The 15,070-nt window shown below is 73.5% G+C and carries 14 protein-coding genes; 4 read left to right on the top strand and 10 right to left on the bottom strand.

Annotated features, from left to right (window positions below; genetic code table 11):
• Positions 1-67 precede the first annotated feature (67 nt).
• The 3 genes from UIS43_RS23635 to UIS43_RS23625 all read right to left on the bottom strand — a co-directional run bounded on the left by UIS43_RS23635 (position 68) and on the right by UIS43_RS23625 (position 3,596).
• On the bottom strand, positions 68-1,417 hold the full coding sequence (locus UIS43_RS23635; protein WP_013151460.1) for a pitrilysin family protein: 1,350 nt from the start codon (positions 1,415-1,417) through the stop codon (positions 68-70).
• A gap of 42 nt (positions 1,418-1,459) precedes the next feature.
• A complete protein-coding gene (locus UIS43_RS23630; protein ID WP_013151459.1) occupies positions 1,460-2,788 on the bottom strand; it encodes a pitrilysin family protein in 1,329 nt (442 codons plus the stop codon).
• Positions 2,789-2,927: 139 nt separating this feature from the next.
• Entirely contained in the window at positions 2,928-3,596 is a 669-nt protein-coding gene (locus UIS43_RS23625) for a hypothetical protein (protein ID WP_013151458.1), read from the bottom strand.
• Positions 3,597-3,721: 125 nt separating this feature from the next.
• Between UIS43_RS23625 and sppA the strand changes: the two genes are divergently transcribed.
• Both sppA and UIS43_RS23615 read left to right on the top strand, forming a co-directional pair.
• The gene (sppA, locus tag UIS43_RS23620) at positions 3,722-5,410 is read left to right on the top strand and encodes a signal peptide peptidase SppA (protein ID WP_370011726.1); all 1,689 of its coding nucleotides are present in this window, start codon (positions 3,722-3,724) and stop codon (positions 5,408-5,410) included.
• 14 nt (positions 5,411-5,424) lie between these two features.
• The gene (locus UIS43_RS23615; RefSeq protein WP_370013272.1) at positions 5,425-5,883 is read left to right on the top strand and encodes a flavin reductase family protein; all 459 of its coding nucleotides are present in this window, start codon (positions 5,425-5,427) and stop codon (positions 5,881-5,883) included.
• Between the two features lie 137 nt (positions 5,884-6,020).
• Here the strand turns inward: UIS43_RS23615 and UIS43_RS23610 are convergent, their stop codons facing one another.
• The 6 genes from UIS43_RS23610 to UIS43_RS23585 form a co-directional block, all read right to left on the bottom strand.
• Entirely contained in the window at positions 6,021-6,923 is a 903-nt protein-coding gene (locus UIS43_RS23610; RefSeq protein WP_013151455.1) for an ABC transporter substrate-binding protein, read from the bottom strand.
• An 86-nt stretch (positions 6,924-7,009) separates the two neighbouring features.
• Entirely contained in the window at positions 7,010-7,687 is a 678-nt protein-coding gene (locus UIS43_RS23605; protein WP_013151454.1) for an ABC transporter permease, read from the bottom strand.
• 2 nt (positions 7,688-7,689) lie between these two features.
• The gene (locus UIS43_RS23600) at positions 7,690-8,592 is read right to left on the bottom strand and encodes an ABC transporter permease (protein WP_013151453.1); all 903 of its coding nucleotides are present in this window, start codon (positions 8,590-8,592) and stop codon (positions 7,690-7,692) included.
• Entirely contained in the window at positions 8,589-9,698 is a 1,110-nt protein-coding gene (locus UIS43_RS23595) for an ABC transporter ATP-binding protein (protein WP_013151452.1), read from the bottom strand. Before UIS43_RS23595 ends, UIS43_RS23600 begins: the two co-directional genes overlap by 4 nt.
• Before the next feature lie 194 nt (positions 9,699-9,892).
• Complete coding sequence (locus UIS43_RS23590; RefSeq protein WP_013151451.1) at positions 9,893-10,564, bottom strand: HAD family hydrolase; 672 nt, start codon at positions 10,562-10,564, stop codon at positions 9,893-9,895.
• A gap of 167 nt (positions 10,565-10,731) precedes the next feature.
• Positions 10,732-11,463, bottom strand: a complete 732-nt coding sequence (locus UIS43_RS23585; protein WP_013151450.1) for an NUDIX domain-containing protein — start codon at positions 11,461-11,463, stop codon at positions 10,732-10,734.
• Positions 11,464-11,602: 139 nt separating this feature from the next.
• Between UIS43_RS23585 and nadA the strand changes: the two genes are divergently transcribed.
• The gene (gene nadA / locus UIS43_RS23580) at positions 11,603-12,601 is read left to right on the top strand and encodes a quinolinate synthase NadA (protein WP_013151449.1); all 999 of its coding nucleotides are present in this window, start codon (positions 11,603-11,605) and stop codon (positions 12,599-12,601) included.
• A gap of 133 nt (positions 12,602-12,734) precedes the next feature.
• Entirely contained in the window at positions 12,735-14,189 is a 1,455-nt protein-coding gene (locus UIS43_RS23575) for an RNA polymerase sigma factor (protein WP_370011723.1), read from the top strand.
• A gap of 38 nt (positions 14,190-14,227) precedes the next feature.
• Here UIS43_RS23575 and UIS43_RS23570 read toward each other — a convergent pair whose 3' ends face one another.
• On the bottom strand, positions 14,228-14,839 hold the full coding sequence (locus UIS43_RS23570) for a TetR family transcriptional regulator (RefSeq protein WP_041552222.1): 612 nt from the start codon (positions 14,837-14,839) through the stop codon (positions 14,228-14,230).
• Between the last annotated feature and the right edge of the window lie 231 nt (positions 14,840-15,070).

Here is a 15,070-nt window from a genome sequence, read left to right as displayed (position 1 = left end):
AGACTCCCGTGCCTGTTGGCCGGGGTGGCGCGGGTGCGCGGGCGGACCGCCCGCGCACCCGTCGGCCTCAGGTCCAGAGCGAGTCGGGGGTGCGCACCTCGACCGGGCCGACCCCGGTGTCGGTGAGCGGCTGGCGCAGGCGCTCGGCGTCGCCGACGACCACCACGACCGACTCCTCGGGGCGCAGGTACTCGGTGGCGGCGCTGTCCAGGGACTCCTTGGTGAGCCTCTCGTACCCGGCCCGGACGCGGTCCACGTGGTCCTCGGGCAGGTCGTGCACCACCATGTCGACCAGGGCCCCGGCCATGGCGCGCGCCGTGGCGTAGGTGACCGGCAGGCCCACCGTGTTGGAGTCGCGCACGGCGGCCAGCTCCTCCTCGGTGACCCCCGACTCGCGCAGCTTGGCGACCTGCTCCAGCGAGGAGGTGACCGAGTGGGCGGTGGTGTCCGCCTCGACCTGGGCGGACATGAAGAACACCCCGCTGTCGCGGCGCAGGTCGAAGCGGGACCCGGCGCCGTAGGTGTAGCCCAGGCGCTCGCGCAGCTCCAGGTTGAGCCGGGAGGTGAACATGCCGCCCAGGACCTCGCTGACGCCCTCGGCGCGCGGCAGGTCCACCTGCGAGCGGGAGGGGGCGCGGTGCGCGATGACCAGGGCGGACTGCACGGAGCCGGGCCGGTCCACGATCAGGACGCGGGGCAGCTCCCCGGGCGGCGGGGCGGGCTCGGTCGGCTCGGGCGCGCGCACGGCGGCGGCGTCGCCGAACACGGTCTTGCCCAGGTCCTCCAGGTCGATCCCGGTGAGGTCGCCGACGACCACGAGGGTTCCGGCCACCGAGGCGACGGAGTCGGCGTGGAAGGCCGCCACGGTCTCGGGGGTGACGTCGGCCAGCTTGACCGGGCCGCCCGCGAGCGGTGTGGCGTAGCGGCCGGTGAACAGCTGCCCGCCCAGGCTGCGCATGGCCAGGGTGCTGGCCGAGGCCGCCTCCAGCCAGAACCGCTCCAGCAGCTGGTCGCGGCGGCGGACGACGTCGTCGGGGTTCAGCGCGGGACGGCGCACCGCGTCGGCGAACAGGCGCACCGCCTCGGGCAGGCGGCCCGCGGGGGCGTCCAGGCCGGTGATGAAGGCGTCCCAGTTGACGCGGGAGACCCACTCGGCGCCGTGGCGCTCCAGGGCGGGCGCCAGGGAGCTGTTGCCGTTGGGACCGTCCTCCAGGACCTCGCTGGTCAGAGCACTGACGCCCATGGCGTCGAGCGGCTCGGCGGCACCGCCGTGGGGGTGCACGAGGCGGAGGGAGACGAGCTGTTGGCCGGGTACGTCGATGGCGACGACCGTGCCGCCGCCGACGGTGAGGCGGCGGGGCTTGGGAAAGGTGTAGGACGCTACGGCACCGAGGTCCGGACGCGACTTGTGCGGCATGCTCTGCGGCTCTTTCTGCGGCTTGCGGTAACGGAACCCGGATCAGGCGTCGACGGTGTCGGCCCCGGCCGCCTCGGCGGCCCCGGACTCCTCGGGGTCGAAGCGGACGACGAGCAGGTTGTCGTCGACCAGCACGCGCTCGGCGGCGGCCCGCACCTCCTCGGCGGTGATGTCGTCCCAGCGCCGGGGCCAGGTGTAGGCCAGCTCGGGGTCGTCGAACAGCTGGGTGCAGCTGCTGATGCTGTCGGCGAGCCCGGAGGGGCTGGAGATGGACTGGAGGTGGTCGCGCTCCAGGACGGCGCGGGCCCGGTCCAGCTCCTCCTCGGTGATCCCGGCGGCCAGCTTGGCGATCTCCTCGCGCATGGCCTCCTCCAGAACGTCGCCGCTGACGCCCTCGCGGGCGAGCATGTTCACCAGCATCAGGCTGTCGGTGTAGCGGAACGGCAGGATGTCGGCGGCGCCGCCGCCGTCGTCGGCGGCGATGGGGCGGTCCACCACCAGGGAGCGGTACAGGCGGCTGCCCTGTCCCTGGCCCAGGACGGCCGAGGCCAGGTGCATGACGTCGAACCCGCGCTCGCCGTAGGGGGCGACGCGGAACCCGAGGAACACCCCGGCGGCGGGCACGGTCTCGGTGACCGCGTCGCGGACCGGGCCGCCCAGCGGGGCCTCCAGGGCGGCGTCGGGCGCCTCGGGGACGCTCTCGCGGGCCGGGATGGGACCGAAGAACTTCTCCACGCGGCCCCGGACGTCCTCGGGGTCGAGGTCGCTGACCACGGTGAGCACGCAGTTGTCCGGGCCGTAGTGGGCCCTGTGGAACGACTTGACGTAGTCGAGGTCGGCGGCGTCCAGGTCGGCCATGGAGCCGATGGTCGGGTGGTGGTAGGGGTGGCCCTCGGGGTAGGCCAGCCGCAGGATGCGCTCCAGGGCGGTGCCGTAGGGCTGGTTGTCGTAGCGCTGGCGGCGCTCGTTCTTGACGACGTCGCGCTGGTTGTCCAGGACCTCCTGGGTCATGCCCTCGCGCAGGGTCGCCAGCCGGTCGGCCTCCAGCCACAGGATCCGGTCCAGGGCGTGCTCGGGGACCGTCTCGTAGTAGTTGGTGCGGTCGGTCGAGGTGGAGGCGTTGATGTCGCCGCCGAGCCTCTCGACCTCCTCGAAGTGCTCGCCCTTGGCGACGCCGCCGCTGCCCTGGAACATCAGGTGCTCGAAGAGGTGCGCGAACCCCGTGCGCCCGGGGACCTCGTGCCGGGACCCCACGCCGTACCACAGGTTCACGGAGGCGACCTGGCCCGTGGAGGCCGCAGCGGTCACCAGACGCAATCCGTTGTCGAGCGTGTACTGAACGACACGTCCCGCCGCTCCGATGGTGGTCACCAGTGCTGCCCCCGATTCACGTCGCCTGCGACCGCGCCGCCCGCGCGGGCGGCCGTCGTCGTAACGAGTACGACCCTACGGCCTCATCGGACCCCGGGGACACCCGATCGGGTAATCGGTCGAACCGAAACCGTGGCGGTCAGCTCTGGTACTCGCTGGTGTCCATGGACAGGGCGATCTCGTCGTACACGGCGGAGTACTGGGAGTCGGCCGACCACACGTAGAGCAGGACGTCGCTGACCGGCAGGAACCACATGCGCACCTCGAAGGTGTCGCCGTTGACGCACGCCACGTTCCACACCGAGTGGTGCGAGGTGAGGCCGTCGGCGTGGTCGGTGAAGTCGGAGACCGCGAGCTCGGCCCCCTCCACGCCGATGCCCCCGGAGGCGGCGGTGTTGAGGCTGCGGCAGCTGCCGGTGTCGGCGGCCCAGCCGCCCTCCTCGCTGAACGCCTCGCCCTCGCCCGGCCAGCCCTGGGGGTGGTTCTCCGCCGCGTGCGGGGTCAACTGCACGGAGCCGTACCCGCAGGGCTCCTGTCCGGGCGGGCTCACGCAGAGCACGCCGCCCTCGTTCTGGGTCTGCCAGCCCTCGGGGACCTTCAGGGACACGCCCTCGATGCTCTCGGTGGCGAACTCCTCCGGCGCCGGGGGCTCCGCCGCGGGCAGGGGCCCGCTCTCGCCGAGCTGAAGTTCGGCCTCGCTCCCTCCGGAGCAGGCCGACAGGAGCAGCAGCGCCGCGGCAGCCGCGACCGTTCCCGTGCCGACGCGTGCGGCGCGCGCCCGCCGCCCTCGCCCGTGGATGCCCGCCATGCCGTCGTCCCTCTCGTGGATCCCGTGCTCGAACCACCGTTGACCCTAGCGCGCCCGACGACCGCATCGCCCGATTCAACCCGTTCCGGACGGCGTCCCGCACCCCGGAGCACTACGCTGGGCCCATGGTGGACCTCGCGAAGATCATGAAGACCCGACAGCGCCCCCAGGGGCCGCTGGTGCTGGAGCTGGACCTGACGGAGGGGGTCGCCGACCAGGCCCCCGGGGATCCGCTCAGCCAGATCATGAACCGGCGCAGGCAGCAGTACCTGGACGTCCTGGAGGGGATCCGCCGCGGCGCGCGCGACCCGCGGGTGGCGGCCCTCCTGGTCCGGGTGGACGCCCGGTCCCTGGGATTCGCCAAGGTCCAGGAGCTGCGCGACACCGTCGCCGACTTCCGCGCGGCGGGCAAACCCGCGGTGGCCTGGGCCGACTCCTTCGGCGAGACCGGCGAGGGCAACCTGCCCTACTACCTGGCCTGCGCGTTCTCGCGCGTGGTCATGGCGCCCACCGGCGTGCTCGGCCTGACCGGCCTGATGATGCGCACGACCTTCGTCAAGGGCGCCCTGGACAAGCTGGACGTGTCCTACGAGGTGGGCGCGCGCCACGAGTACAAGAACGCGATGAACAGCGTCACCGAGACCGGTTACACCGCCGCCCAGCGCGAGGCCAGCGACCGGATCGTCACCTCGCTGGGCGACCAGATCGTCGAGGCGGTCTCCCTGGCCCGGGGGCTGCCCCGGGAGGAGGTGCGCGCGCTGGTCTCCAAGGGCCCCTTCCTGGCCCGCGAGGCGGTCGAGCACAAGCTGGTGGACGGGCTCGCCCACCGGGACGAGGTGTACGCGCAGCTGTTCGGGGAGCTGAGCGGTGAGCCTCAGCTGCAGTTCGTCACCCGCTACCACCGCAAGCACACCGCGCCCCAGCAGCTGTCCCGCAACACCGGGGGCCACATCGCGCTGATCTCGGCCACCGGAACGATCAGCCTGGGCCGGACCCGGCGCTCGCCCCTGGGCGGCGGCACCGTCATGGGCTCGGACACCGTGGCGGCGGCCTTCCGCGCCGCGCGCAAGGACCCCCAGGTCAAGGCGGTCGTGTTCCGGGTGGACAGCCGGGGAGGCTCCCCGACCGCCTCCGACGCGATCCGCCGCGAGACCGAGCTGACCAGCAAGGCGGGCATCCCCGTGGTGGCCGTGATGGGCGACGTCGCCGCCTCCGGCGGCTACTACGTGACCCTGGGCTCGGACGCGGTCGTCGCTCAGCCGGGCACCCTGACCGGCTCCATCGGCGTGATCACCGGCAAACCGGTCCTGGGCGCGCTGAAGGAGCAGTACGGCGTGACCAGCGACTCCGTGCGCACCGGCGAGCACGCGGGCATGTTCGACACCGACCGGCCCTTCACCGAGTCCGAGTGGGAGCGGGTCAACGCGCTCCTGGACGAGATCTACGAGGACTTCACCGGCAAGGTCGCCGCCGCGCGCGGGATGACCCGCGAGCAGGTGCACGAGGTGGCCCGGGGCCGGGTGTGGACCGGCCGCGACGCCCACGAGCGCGGTCTGGTGGACGAGCTGGGCGGCCTGGAGACCGCCGTCCGGCTGGCCCGTGAGAAGGCCGGCGCGGGGCCGCTCCCGGTGCGGCCCTTCCCCCGCCCGAACCCGCTCGACCGGATCCGCCAGCACGAGTCCAGCGAGGACGTGGGTGCCTCGGGCCCGCAGACCGTGGTCAGCGCCTGGGGTCCCCTGGAGCACGTGGCCGTGGCGATGGGGCTGCCGGTCGGCGGCCCGCTGATGATGCCGGGGCTGTGGGAGATCCGTTGACGTACCTGGAAGCGATGGCCCTGCTGCCCGTCGGCGTCACGGTGGTGACCGTCGCCGACGGACGCGACGACGTGGGGGCCACCGTCAGCGCCTTCGGGTCGGTCTCGGCCGACCCGCCAGTGGTGTCGGTCAGCGTGGACGCCAGCGGCTACATGGCCGAGGTGATCGAGGAGGTCGGCGCCTTCGCCGTCAACGTGCTGGGGGTCGGCCAGCGGGCGGTGGCCGGGCGCTTCTCCGCCGAGGGCCGTCCCAGCGCGCGCCTGCTGGTGACGGACCAGCCCCACCACCGGGGCGAGCACACCCGCGCGATCGTGCTGGACGAGGCCCTGGCCGCGCTGGAGTGCTCAGTGCGCCAGCAAGTAGCGGTCGGCGACCACGTGGTCTTCTTCGCCGACGTCACCAACCTGCCGGGGGTACGGGGCGAGGGCGCGGCCCTGGCCCGCCGTTCCGGCCGGTACCGGCTGGTGGAGTAGGCGGCCGGTGCGGTGGGCGAAGGGCCGAGGCCCCGGGGGTGGGCGCGTGCGGACGGCTCACCCCCGCGGGGTCGAGGCGCGCGGACTCCGCCGCCGCCTCGACCCCGGCTCCCCCTCGACCGCCGGGAGCCGACCGCTCAGGCCAGCCCCTCCTGCTCCAACCACTCCTGGGCGACGTCGGCGGCGTTCTCGTTGCCGATGACCACCCGCTCGTTGAGCTGGGTGAGGGCCTCGGTGGTCAGGGCGGCGGAGACGGCGTTCAGCGCGCCCCGGGCGGTCTCGTCCACCTGCTCGCCGTTGACCAGCGGGGTGATGTTCTGCGCGCCGAACAGGTTCTCCGGGTCCTCCAGGACCACGAAGTCGTTCGCGGTGATCTGCGGGTCGGTGGTGAACAGGTTGGCCGCCTGGATGTCACCGTCCAGGAGCGCCTGTGTCAGCAGCGCCACCTCCAGGGAACGGAACTCGCCGAACTCCACACCGTAGACGTCGGCCAGGCCCACCACGCCCTGCTGGCGGGTCTCGAACTCCGGCGGGCCGCCCAGGGTCAGCTCCCCCGCGGCACCGGCCAGGTCCTCCAGGCTGGCCAGACCGTGCTCCTCGGCGACCTCGCTGGTGACGGTGACCGAGTCCTTGTTCTCCGCGCTGGAGGAGTCCAGGATCTCCAGGCCCTCGGGCAGCGCCTCGGTGACCCTCTGGTTGGTCTCCTCGCTGCTGCCGGTGGGCGCGTTCTCGTCGAGGTAGGCCAGGATCGCGCCGTTGTACTCGGGGAACACCGACAGGTTGCCGGACTCGATCTGCGAGTAGTAGACCTCGCGGCTGCCGATGCCGAGCTGGTAGTCGACCTCCACGCCCTCGGCCTCCATGGCCCGGCCGTAGATCTCGGCGAGCAGGGTGGACTCGGGGAAGTCGGCGGAGCCGATGACGACCGCGTCGCCGGAGCCGCCTCCGGACCCGCCGCCGCCCTCCTCCGCGTAGGGGTCGCTGGCGCCGCACCCGGTCAGGAGCAGCGCGGCCAGGGGCAGGGCGATTCTCTTGTACATGGGACCTTCTCTCTGGGGTGGCCTGGCCCTGTGACCCGGCCCGGTTCTGTGGTGTGGCCCGGCTCCGCGGCGCGGTCCGGCTCCGCCTAGCCCTGCGGCGCGGCCTGGCGCAGGCCGGGGGCGACCAGGAGCCGCCGCAGTCCGGCGAACACGAGCGTGGTCAGGACCGCGAGCAGCACCACCAGCACCGATCCGCCGAGCATCATCGTCAGGTCCTGGCGTGCCTGGCCGTCGACGATGTAGCGGCCCAGGCCGCCGACCCCCACGTAGGCGGCGATGGTCGCGGTCGCGACCACCTGGACGGCGGCGGTGCGCATCCCGATGAGGATGAGCGGCGTGGCCACGGGCAGTTCCAGGCGCAGCAGCACCTGGTGGCCGCGCATACCCATCCCGACGGCGGCGTCCCTGAGCCGGGGCTCCACACCGCGCACGCCCTCGTGGGTGTTGACCAGGATCGGGGGCACGGCCAGCGCCACCAGCGCGCACAGCACGGGCACGATCCCGATACCGGCGGCCAGCACGATGAGGAACAGGACGCCGATGGTGGGCAGGGCGCGGGCGAAGTTGGCGAGGCTGGTGGTGAGGAAGCCGCCCACACCGGTGTGCCCGGTGAGCAGTCCCAGGGGGACCGCGACGGCGGCGGACAGCAGCAGCCCGAGCAGCGAGTAGTAGACGTGCTCGCCCAGGCGCGCGGGGATGCCCGCGCCGCCGGTCCACTGGGCCGGGTCGGCGAACCACGCGACCAGGTCGTTGAGGATGTCCATGGCTACCTCTCCCCCGCCGTGCCACCGGTGCCCGGGTCCGCTGGCGACCGTCCCCCAGCCGCGGTCGCGGCCTGCGGCTCCGCTGCCGAACCCACTGCCGGGTCCGCCGCGGCCGCCTCCGCCGCGACCGCCCGGCGCCTGCGGCGCGGTACGGCGCCGTCGCGGCGCGACCAGGGGGTGAGCAGGCGCTGAGCGAGCACGAGCACCGCGTCGGTGACGAACGCCAGGGCCACGGTGAGCACGATGCCGACCACGATGGGCGCGTCGAACTGGCGCCGGAAGCCCTCGCTGAGGATGAGCCGGCCGAGCCCGCCCAGGCCCACCAGCGAGGCGACGCTGACCATGCTGATGGTGGCCACCGAGGCCACCCGCAACCCGGCGATGACCACCGGCACGGCCACCGGCATCTCCACGTACAGCAGGCGCCGCAGCGGACCGAAGCCCATGGCGACGGCCGCCTGGCGCACGTGGTCGGGAACCTGGCGCAGCCCGTCCACCACGTTGGGCAGCAGGATCACCAGGGTGTACAGGGCCAGCGGCACGACGGCCGTCCAGTCGCTGAACCCGGTGTAGGGCAGCATGAGGAAGAACAGGGCGATGGAGGGCACCGCGTAGAGCACGTTCACACCGGTCAGCACCGGCGGGTACAGGGGCTTCCAGCGCGCGCACGCCAGCCCCAGGGGCAGGGCGACCGCCAGTCCGATGAGGATGGACAGGTAGGACAGCCGCATGTGCTCGGTCAGGCGGGGCAGGACGCCCCGGTCCGGGTCGCCGGGGTGGCTCCAGTTCCCGACGCCCCAGTCCACGACGCGCACGACCCAGTCCCACGCCCCGGCGAGCGCCCCGGTGCCGGATCCGGCCGCGGACCCGGCGTCCCAGACCCCGGCGACGGCCTCGGCGATCACTCGGTCACCGACCACAGAGCGGCGCCCAGGTCGTCCTGCGAGACCACGCCGACCACCCGACCGTCGGCGTCGACGCCGACCGCGCGGCCCGCGGGCGAGAGCACCGCCGCGTCCAGGGCGGCGCGCAGGGAGTCGGTGCCCACGTCGAAGGTGTGGCCGAAGGGCGCGAGTTCGAGTGAGCCCAGGGCGGTGTCGGCGGGCGCGTCGGCCAGTTGCCGCGCGCTGACCCAGCCCAGGGGCATGCGGTCGCCGCTGACGACCAGGGCCCAGGGCTCGTTCCCGAGCGGGGCGACCGCGGCGCCCGCGCGCACGCTCTCCTCCAGGACGGCGTCCTGGCGCGGGGAGAGCCTGTCGGCCGGGAAGAAGGACAGGCGCCGCACTCCCCGGTCGTAGCCGATGAAGGACTCCACGAAGGCGTCCTGGGGCGCGGCCAGCAGGTTCTGGGGCGTGTCGTACTGGGCGAGCCTCCCGCCGGGGCGGAAGACGGCGATGCGATCACCGAGCCGGACGGCCTCGTCGATGTCGTGGGTGACGAAGACGATGGTCTTGTGCAGCTCCTTCTGCAGGCGCAGGAGCTCGTCCTGGAGGCTGGCGCGCACGACGGGGTCCACGGCGCTGAAGGGTTCGTCCATCAGCAGGATGGGCGGGTCGGCGGCCAGCGCGCGGGCGACGCCGACGCGCTGCTGCTGACCCCCGGAGAGCTGGTGGGGGTAGCGCCTGGCCTGGGCGGGCTCCAGACCTACCAGTTCCATCAGCTCCGCGGCGCGCGCCCTGGCCCTGGCCCGGCCCCAGCCGAGCAGCAGGGGCACGGTGGCGATGTTGTCACGCACGGTGCGGTGCGGGAAGAGCCCGGCCTGCTGGATGACGTAGCCGATGGAGCGGCGCAGCGCGGCGGGGTCGCGCTCGCGCACGTCCTCGCCGTCGATGCGGACGGTGCCCCCGGTCGGTTCGACCATGCGGTTGATCATCCGCAGCGACGTGGTCTTGCCGCTGCCGGAGGGACCCACGAAGACCGTCGTCTGGCCGGTCTCGACGGTCAGGTCCAGCTGGTCGACGGCCACCGTGCCGTCGGGATAGAGCTTGGCGGCGCCCTCGAACGCGATCATCGGCGGTGTCGTCTCCATTCGGGGAACCGGAGGGTCCGGAAAGGTGAGGTGTGGCGAGGGGCAGGCCGTTCGCACGTTACCCCCGCGCGCGCTGGTCAAACCGTGAGGTGGAGGCCGTGACCGTACCGGGACCGAAGGTGGCGCGGACACGCCGAGGGGCCGGGTCGTGGGACCCGGCCCCTCGGCGTGCCGCCTCAGTTCTGACGGCCGATCCAGTCGGCGAGCTGGTGCAGGTCGTCCAGGACGGCGTCGGCGCGGGCCGCCTCCTCGGCGGCGGCGTGGCGGTAGCCGTAGATGCCCCGGCGCAGCAGGACGGTGCGCATCCCGGCGGCGCGGGCGGGGAGGACGTCGTTGTCGACGCGGTCGCCGACGTAGACGATCTCGCCGGGTTCGGTGCCGGGGCTGGCGGCCCGGACCAGGGACAGGACGCGGTCGAAGAACGCGGGTTCGGGCTTCTTGACGCCCCAGACGTCGGAGATGCCGATGCCGTCGACGCCCAGGTCCATGGCGGTCAGGGTCGGCCCGGCCTCGGGCGGCTGGTTGCCCGCGATGACCAGGGAGATCCCGGACGCGCGCATGGCCGCGAAGGCGGGGCGCACGTCGGGGTACAGGTCGGCCTCGCCGAAGTGCTCGCGCTCCCCGTCGGGGTCCTCGGCGCGCCAGCGCGCGCTCTCGGCCGCGAGGTCGAACCCGGGCACGAGCAGGCGGAAGCCGTCGGTGAGGGTGCCGCCGGAGGCGAGCACGCCCCCGATGGTCCCGAAGAAGGCCATGTGCGGGATGCCGAAGCGGTCGGCCCAGCGAGCGAAGATCCGCGTCTCGTCGACGAGTGTCTCGCCGACGTCGAAGACCGCAGTACGAATTGCCACGGTCAGGGAGTGTACAAGCCGCCGACGACGGTCCCCGGGCAGGGGAGGGGGCCGCGGCCCGGGACCGGCGCGCACCGCGCGCTCCCGACGGCGCGGCCCGGCCGCGGCGCCCGGTCGGGAGGACCGGCTCACGGGGGCGGGACCGGGCGGGCCCGCCCGCGGAGGCCTCAGCTGGGCGGGCGCAGCACCGCGAAGGCGTCGGTGACCTGGAGGCTGCGGTCGCGGAACCGGAAGAGGGCGGCGGGCCTGCCCCCGGAGCGGCCCGAGGGCACCGAGCGGCCGGTCTCCTCGATCTGCCCCCGCCGCAGCAGGACGCGGCGCAGGTTGGTGGCGGCCACGTCGTGGCCCAGCGCGGCCCGGTAGTAGCCGGACAGCTCCGACATCGTGAACTCCGGCGGCGCGAGGGCGAACCCGACGTTGGTGTAGCTGAGCTTGGCGCGCAGCCGCTGGCGTCCGGAGCGGACGATGGAGGCGTGGTCGAAGGCCATGGTCGGCAGGTCGGCGGCCGGGTGCCAGCCGGTGTCGTCGGGCACGACCGGGTCCACGTCGGCGGGGACCAGCCCCACGTAGGCGGTGGCCAGGGTGCGGCGCCGGGGGACGCGGTCGGGGTCGCTGCGGGTCTCCAGCTGCTCCAGGTGTGACAGATCCCTCACGTCGACCTTCTGGGCGAGCTGGCGCCGGATGGAGGCGCCCAGGTTCTCCCCCCGGCCGAGCCTGCCGCCGGGCAGCGCCCAGGCGCCCTCGCAGGGCGGCAGGGCCCTGCGCCACAGCAGGACGCACAGTTCTCCGGCACGGATCTGGAGCACGACCGCGAGCGCCTCGTGCACCGACAGCTCCGCGTGGTCGGACGCGGAGCAGACGGACGCCGCGACCTGTCCGTTTTCCTGAGGGATGTCCACCCTGTCCCTTCCGTTACCCGTCATGTTAAGCTTCATCAGGTTTGTGCCTGACAGACAAAAACTTGTCCTCATCCGCACCGACCCTCCCCGGCACGGCGCCCGCGCGGCGTTGCCCACAGCCTCAAGGAAGTAGTTGGACATGGCACCGGTCACCGCCACGGCGGACACCATGACCAGGCAGGAATGGGCCGCAGAGGTCCACCGCCTGGCGAAGGAGCGCGACGCTGTCATCCTCGCGCACAACTACCAGCGCCCGGAAATCCAGGACGTCGCCCACCACACCGGCGACTCCCTGGCTCTGTCCCGCCTGGCCGCCGGTGTCGACGCGAGCACCATCGTCTTCTGCGGTGTGCACTTCATGGCCGAGACCGCCAAGATCCTCGCCCCGCACAAGACCGTCCTGCTGCCCGACCCCAACGCCGGGTGCTCGCTGGCCGACACCATCACCGCCGAGGACGTGCGCGTCTGGAAGGCCGAGCACCCCGACGCGGTCGTGGTCGCCTACGTCAACACCACCGCCGCGGTCAAGGCGGAGACCGACATCTGCTGCACCTCCTCCAACGCCGCGGACGTCATCCGCTCCATCCCCGAGGACCGCGAGATCCTCTTCCTGCCGGACCAGTTCCTGGGCGCCCACGTCAAGCGGGTCACCGGCCGCGACAACATCCACGTGTGGATGGGCGAGTGCCATGTGCACGCCGGGATCGACGGGCACACCCTGCGCGAGCGGGTCGCCTCCGAACCCGACGCCGAGGTCTACGTCCACCCCGAGTGCGGCTGCGCCACCTCCGCCCTCTACCTCGTGGGCAGCGGCGCCGTACCGCAGGAGCGCGTCAAGGTCCTCTCCACCGGCGGGATGCTGACCGCCGCGGAGAACACCAGTGCCAAGAAGGTCCTCATCGCGACCGAGACCGGCATGCTGCACCAGCTGCGCAACGCCAACCCGAACACGGAGTTCGAGGCGGTCAACTCGCGCGCCGAGTGCCACTACATGAAGATGATCGACGCGGACAAGCTGCTCAACGCGCTGCGGTTCGGCACGACCGAGATCACGGTCGACGCCGACACCTCCGCGCGCGCCCGCCGCTCCGTCGAGCGGATGATCGCCATAGGGTCGCCGTCACGCGGCGGAGAGTAGCCGATCCGCGACCGTCGGGTCCCGCGTCCGGCCCCGAGGTTACAGAAGACTTACCTTCAAGACACAGGTAGACGATTCACCCACGCGTCGCCGCGCCCCTCGCTACCGTCGCGGGAAACGGGGGGTTAGAAAAGTGACCAGAGGTAGCGAACCAGGCGAACCGTCGACGGTCGAGGCGCTCTACGACGCCTTCGCCCCGTCCCTGTACCGGTACGCCTGGTCGCTACTGGGTGAGGAGGACACCGGGCAGGCGGCCGAGGCCGTGCACGACGGCCTCGTCGCCGGTGTCGTCCTCGACTCGCGGCGCGCGGACCCGGCCGACCTCGGCTCCTGGCTGTACGCCCTGGTCCGCTCGGCCTGCCAGCGCCGCGGCCTGGCCCACGTGAGCCCCTACACCCGGCTGGCCACGGTGCCCGCGGAGGAGCCGGTGGCCCGCATGTTCGCCCGGCTGCCCGCCAGCCACCGCGAACTGGTGGAGCTGAACCTGCGGCACGCGCTGCCCACCTCCGCGGTCGCGCGCGTCCTGGGCCTGGACCCCCAGATCTGCGGCGAGCTGTCGCGCTCGGCGATCCGCCGCGCCGCCGAGAACCTGGACGGCCGCGACGGCGGGCGCCGCGTCCCGGACCCCCGCCCCTCCCGGGAGGCGGGAGCGCCGGACGGTGCCGGGGACACCGGCGGCCCGGGAACCGCCGCCTGGCGCGCCCAGGTGCACGACGTCTCCCAGGCCCTGGCCCTGCTGCGCCCGCCCGGCCCTCCGCCCGGCCTGCGCGAGGCGGTGGTGCGCACCTGCACCGACCCCGGCCTCGCCGCGGCCCGCGAGCGCATCGCCGCGCAGATGCACCCCCTCACCGGCGAGGGGTACCCGATGCACCGCTCCCGCGCCGCCGGGGCGGTCGAGGAGGAGGCCGAGGCGGCCGAGCCCGGCCCCGAGGCGCCGCCCCGCGCCCTGCCCGGCGACCGGCTGACCACGCGCGACCACCCGGTGCGCGACGAAGCGGTCACCCCGCTGGCCGGCCCCCGATCCCCCGCCGGACCCGACTCCGGTGACGACCCCGACGACCATCGCACCGCCCGCCGCCGCTGGCCGCTGCCCGCCGTCTCCGGCCTCGCCACCGTGGTGCTGGCGGTCGCGCTGTGGGGCTGGGCCAGCGCCGTGGGCGGCCCCTCGACGATGATCGGCTCCGGGCCCGACGAGGCCGAGCGCGGTCCGCTGGTCCCGCAGGTGGAGACCGACGCGACCAGCGCGGACACCAAACCGGAGGCCGGACCGACCGTGGAGCCCCCGGCCGCGTCGACGGAGTCCGCCGAACCCGGGGCCGGCACGGAGCCGCGGCAGGAGGACGGCGGCGGCAGCGGGCACCAGGCCCCCGACCCGGCTCCGGAGCGGACCACGCCCGCACCGCCCGCGCAGGAGCCGAGCCCGCCCCCCGGAGGCGAGGGCCCCGACGGCGGTCCGGACGCGCCCGAGGGGGAGGAACCCGGAGACGACGACGCCCCCGGCGGCCCGCCCGAGGAGGACGGGGACGACGACGGGGGCGGTACAGGTCTGCTCGACGGGCTGTTGGGGCTGCTCTTCGGCGGTGGCTGACGCCGGTCCCCCGCCGGCGCGGGGGGAGGGTGAGCGGGTCAGAACGGGGCGAGCAGGCGCTCGGCCGCCGTCTGGAGCCGCCGCTCCACCTCGTCCACGTCGCGGCGCCCCTTGAGGACCTCCACCAGCTCGAAGATCCACACGCTGGTCAACGAGCCCGCCAGGACGTAGCCGGTGCTGTCGCGGTCCACCTCGGCGCCGCCCTCCTCCTCGGCTCCCTCCAGGTTGCCGGTGGCCACCCGCCACACCAGGTCGGAGATGCGCACGTCGAGCTCGATCTTGACCTCGGCCATGATGAGCGAGCGCACCAGCGCGTCGGCCAGCTCCGGCTCGCGCATCAGCCCGCGCGTGGCCCGCAGCAGGACGTCGACCGCGCGTTCGGCGGGGGTGTCGGCGGTGGGCGGGCGGCGGACGATACCGCCCTCCAACAGGTCCAGCTCCTCGGTGACCACGGCCACCACCAGGTCCATCTTGGAGGGGAAGTACCGGTAGAGCGTGCCGAGGGCGACCCCCGCGCGCTCGGCCACCGAACGCATCTGCATGGCCTCGACACCACCGCGCACGGCCAGCGCGGCCGCGGTCTGCACGATGCGCCTGCGGCGCTGGGTCTGACTTCGTGACATCGTTCCACTCGCCGCCCGCACCGCCACAGGATCTCCCCTTCGTCGTCAGCCCGCGCGCTGCCCGCTCGCCGCGGCACTGATGCCCGTCGCCGACGCCCACCCGGAGGCGGCGGCTGTTACGAGAACACGTTATCCAACGGATTCCCCCGAAGACGGCCGGCCAAGCCCATGATCCTCACCTCATCGCCCGACGTAGCAGTAGCAATACGAAAAGAGGACCGGGGTTTTCGGATCGCCTGACAGGCTTTGTAGAATTTG

The organism is Nocardiopsis sp. LDBS0036, assembly GCF_041228755.1.
GTDB classification, from domain to species: Bacteria; Actinomycetota; Actinomycetes; order Streptosporangiales; family Streptosporangiaceae; genus Nocardiopsis; species Nocardiopsis dassonvillei.
The sequence above is the reverse complement of the archived record's forward strand: the minus strand, read 5'-3'. Positions and strand labels throughout refer to the sequence as shown.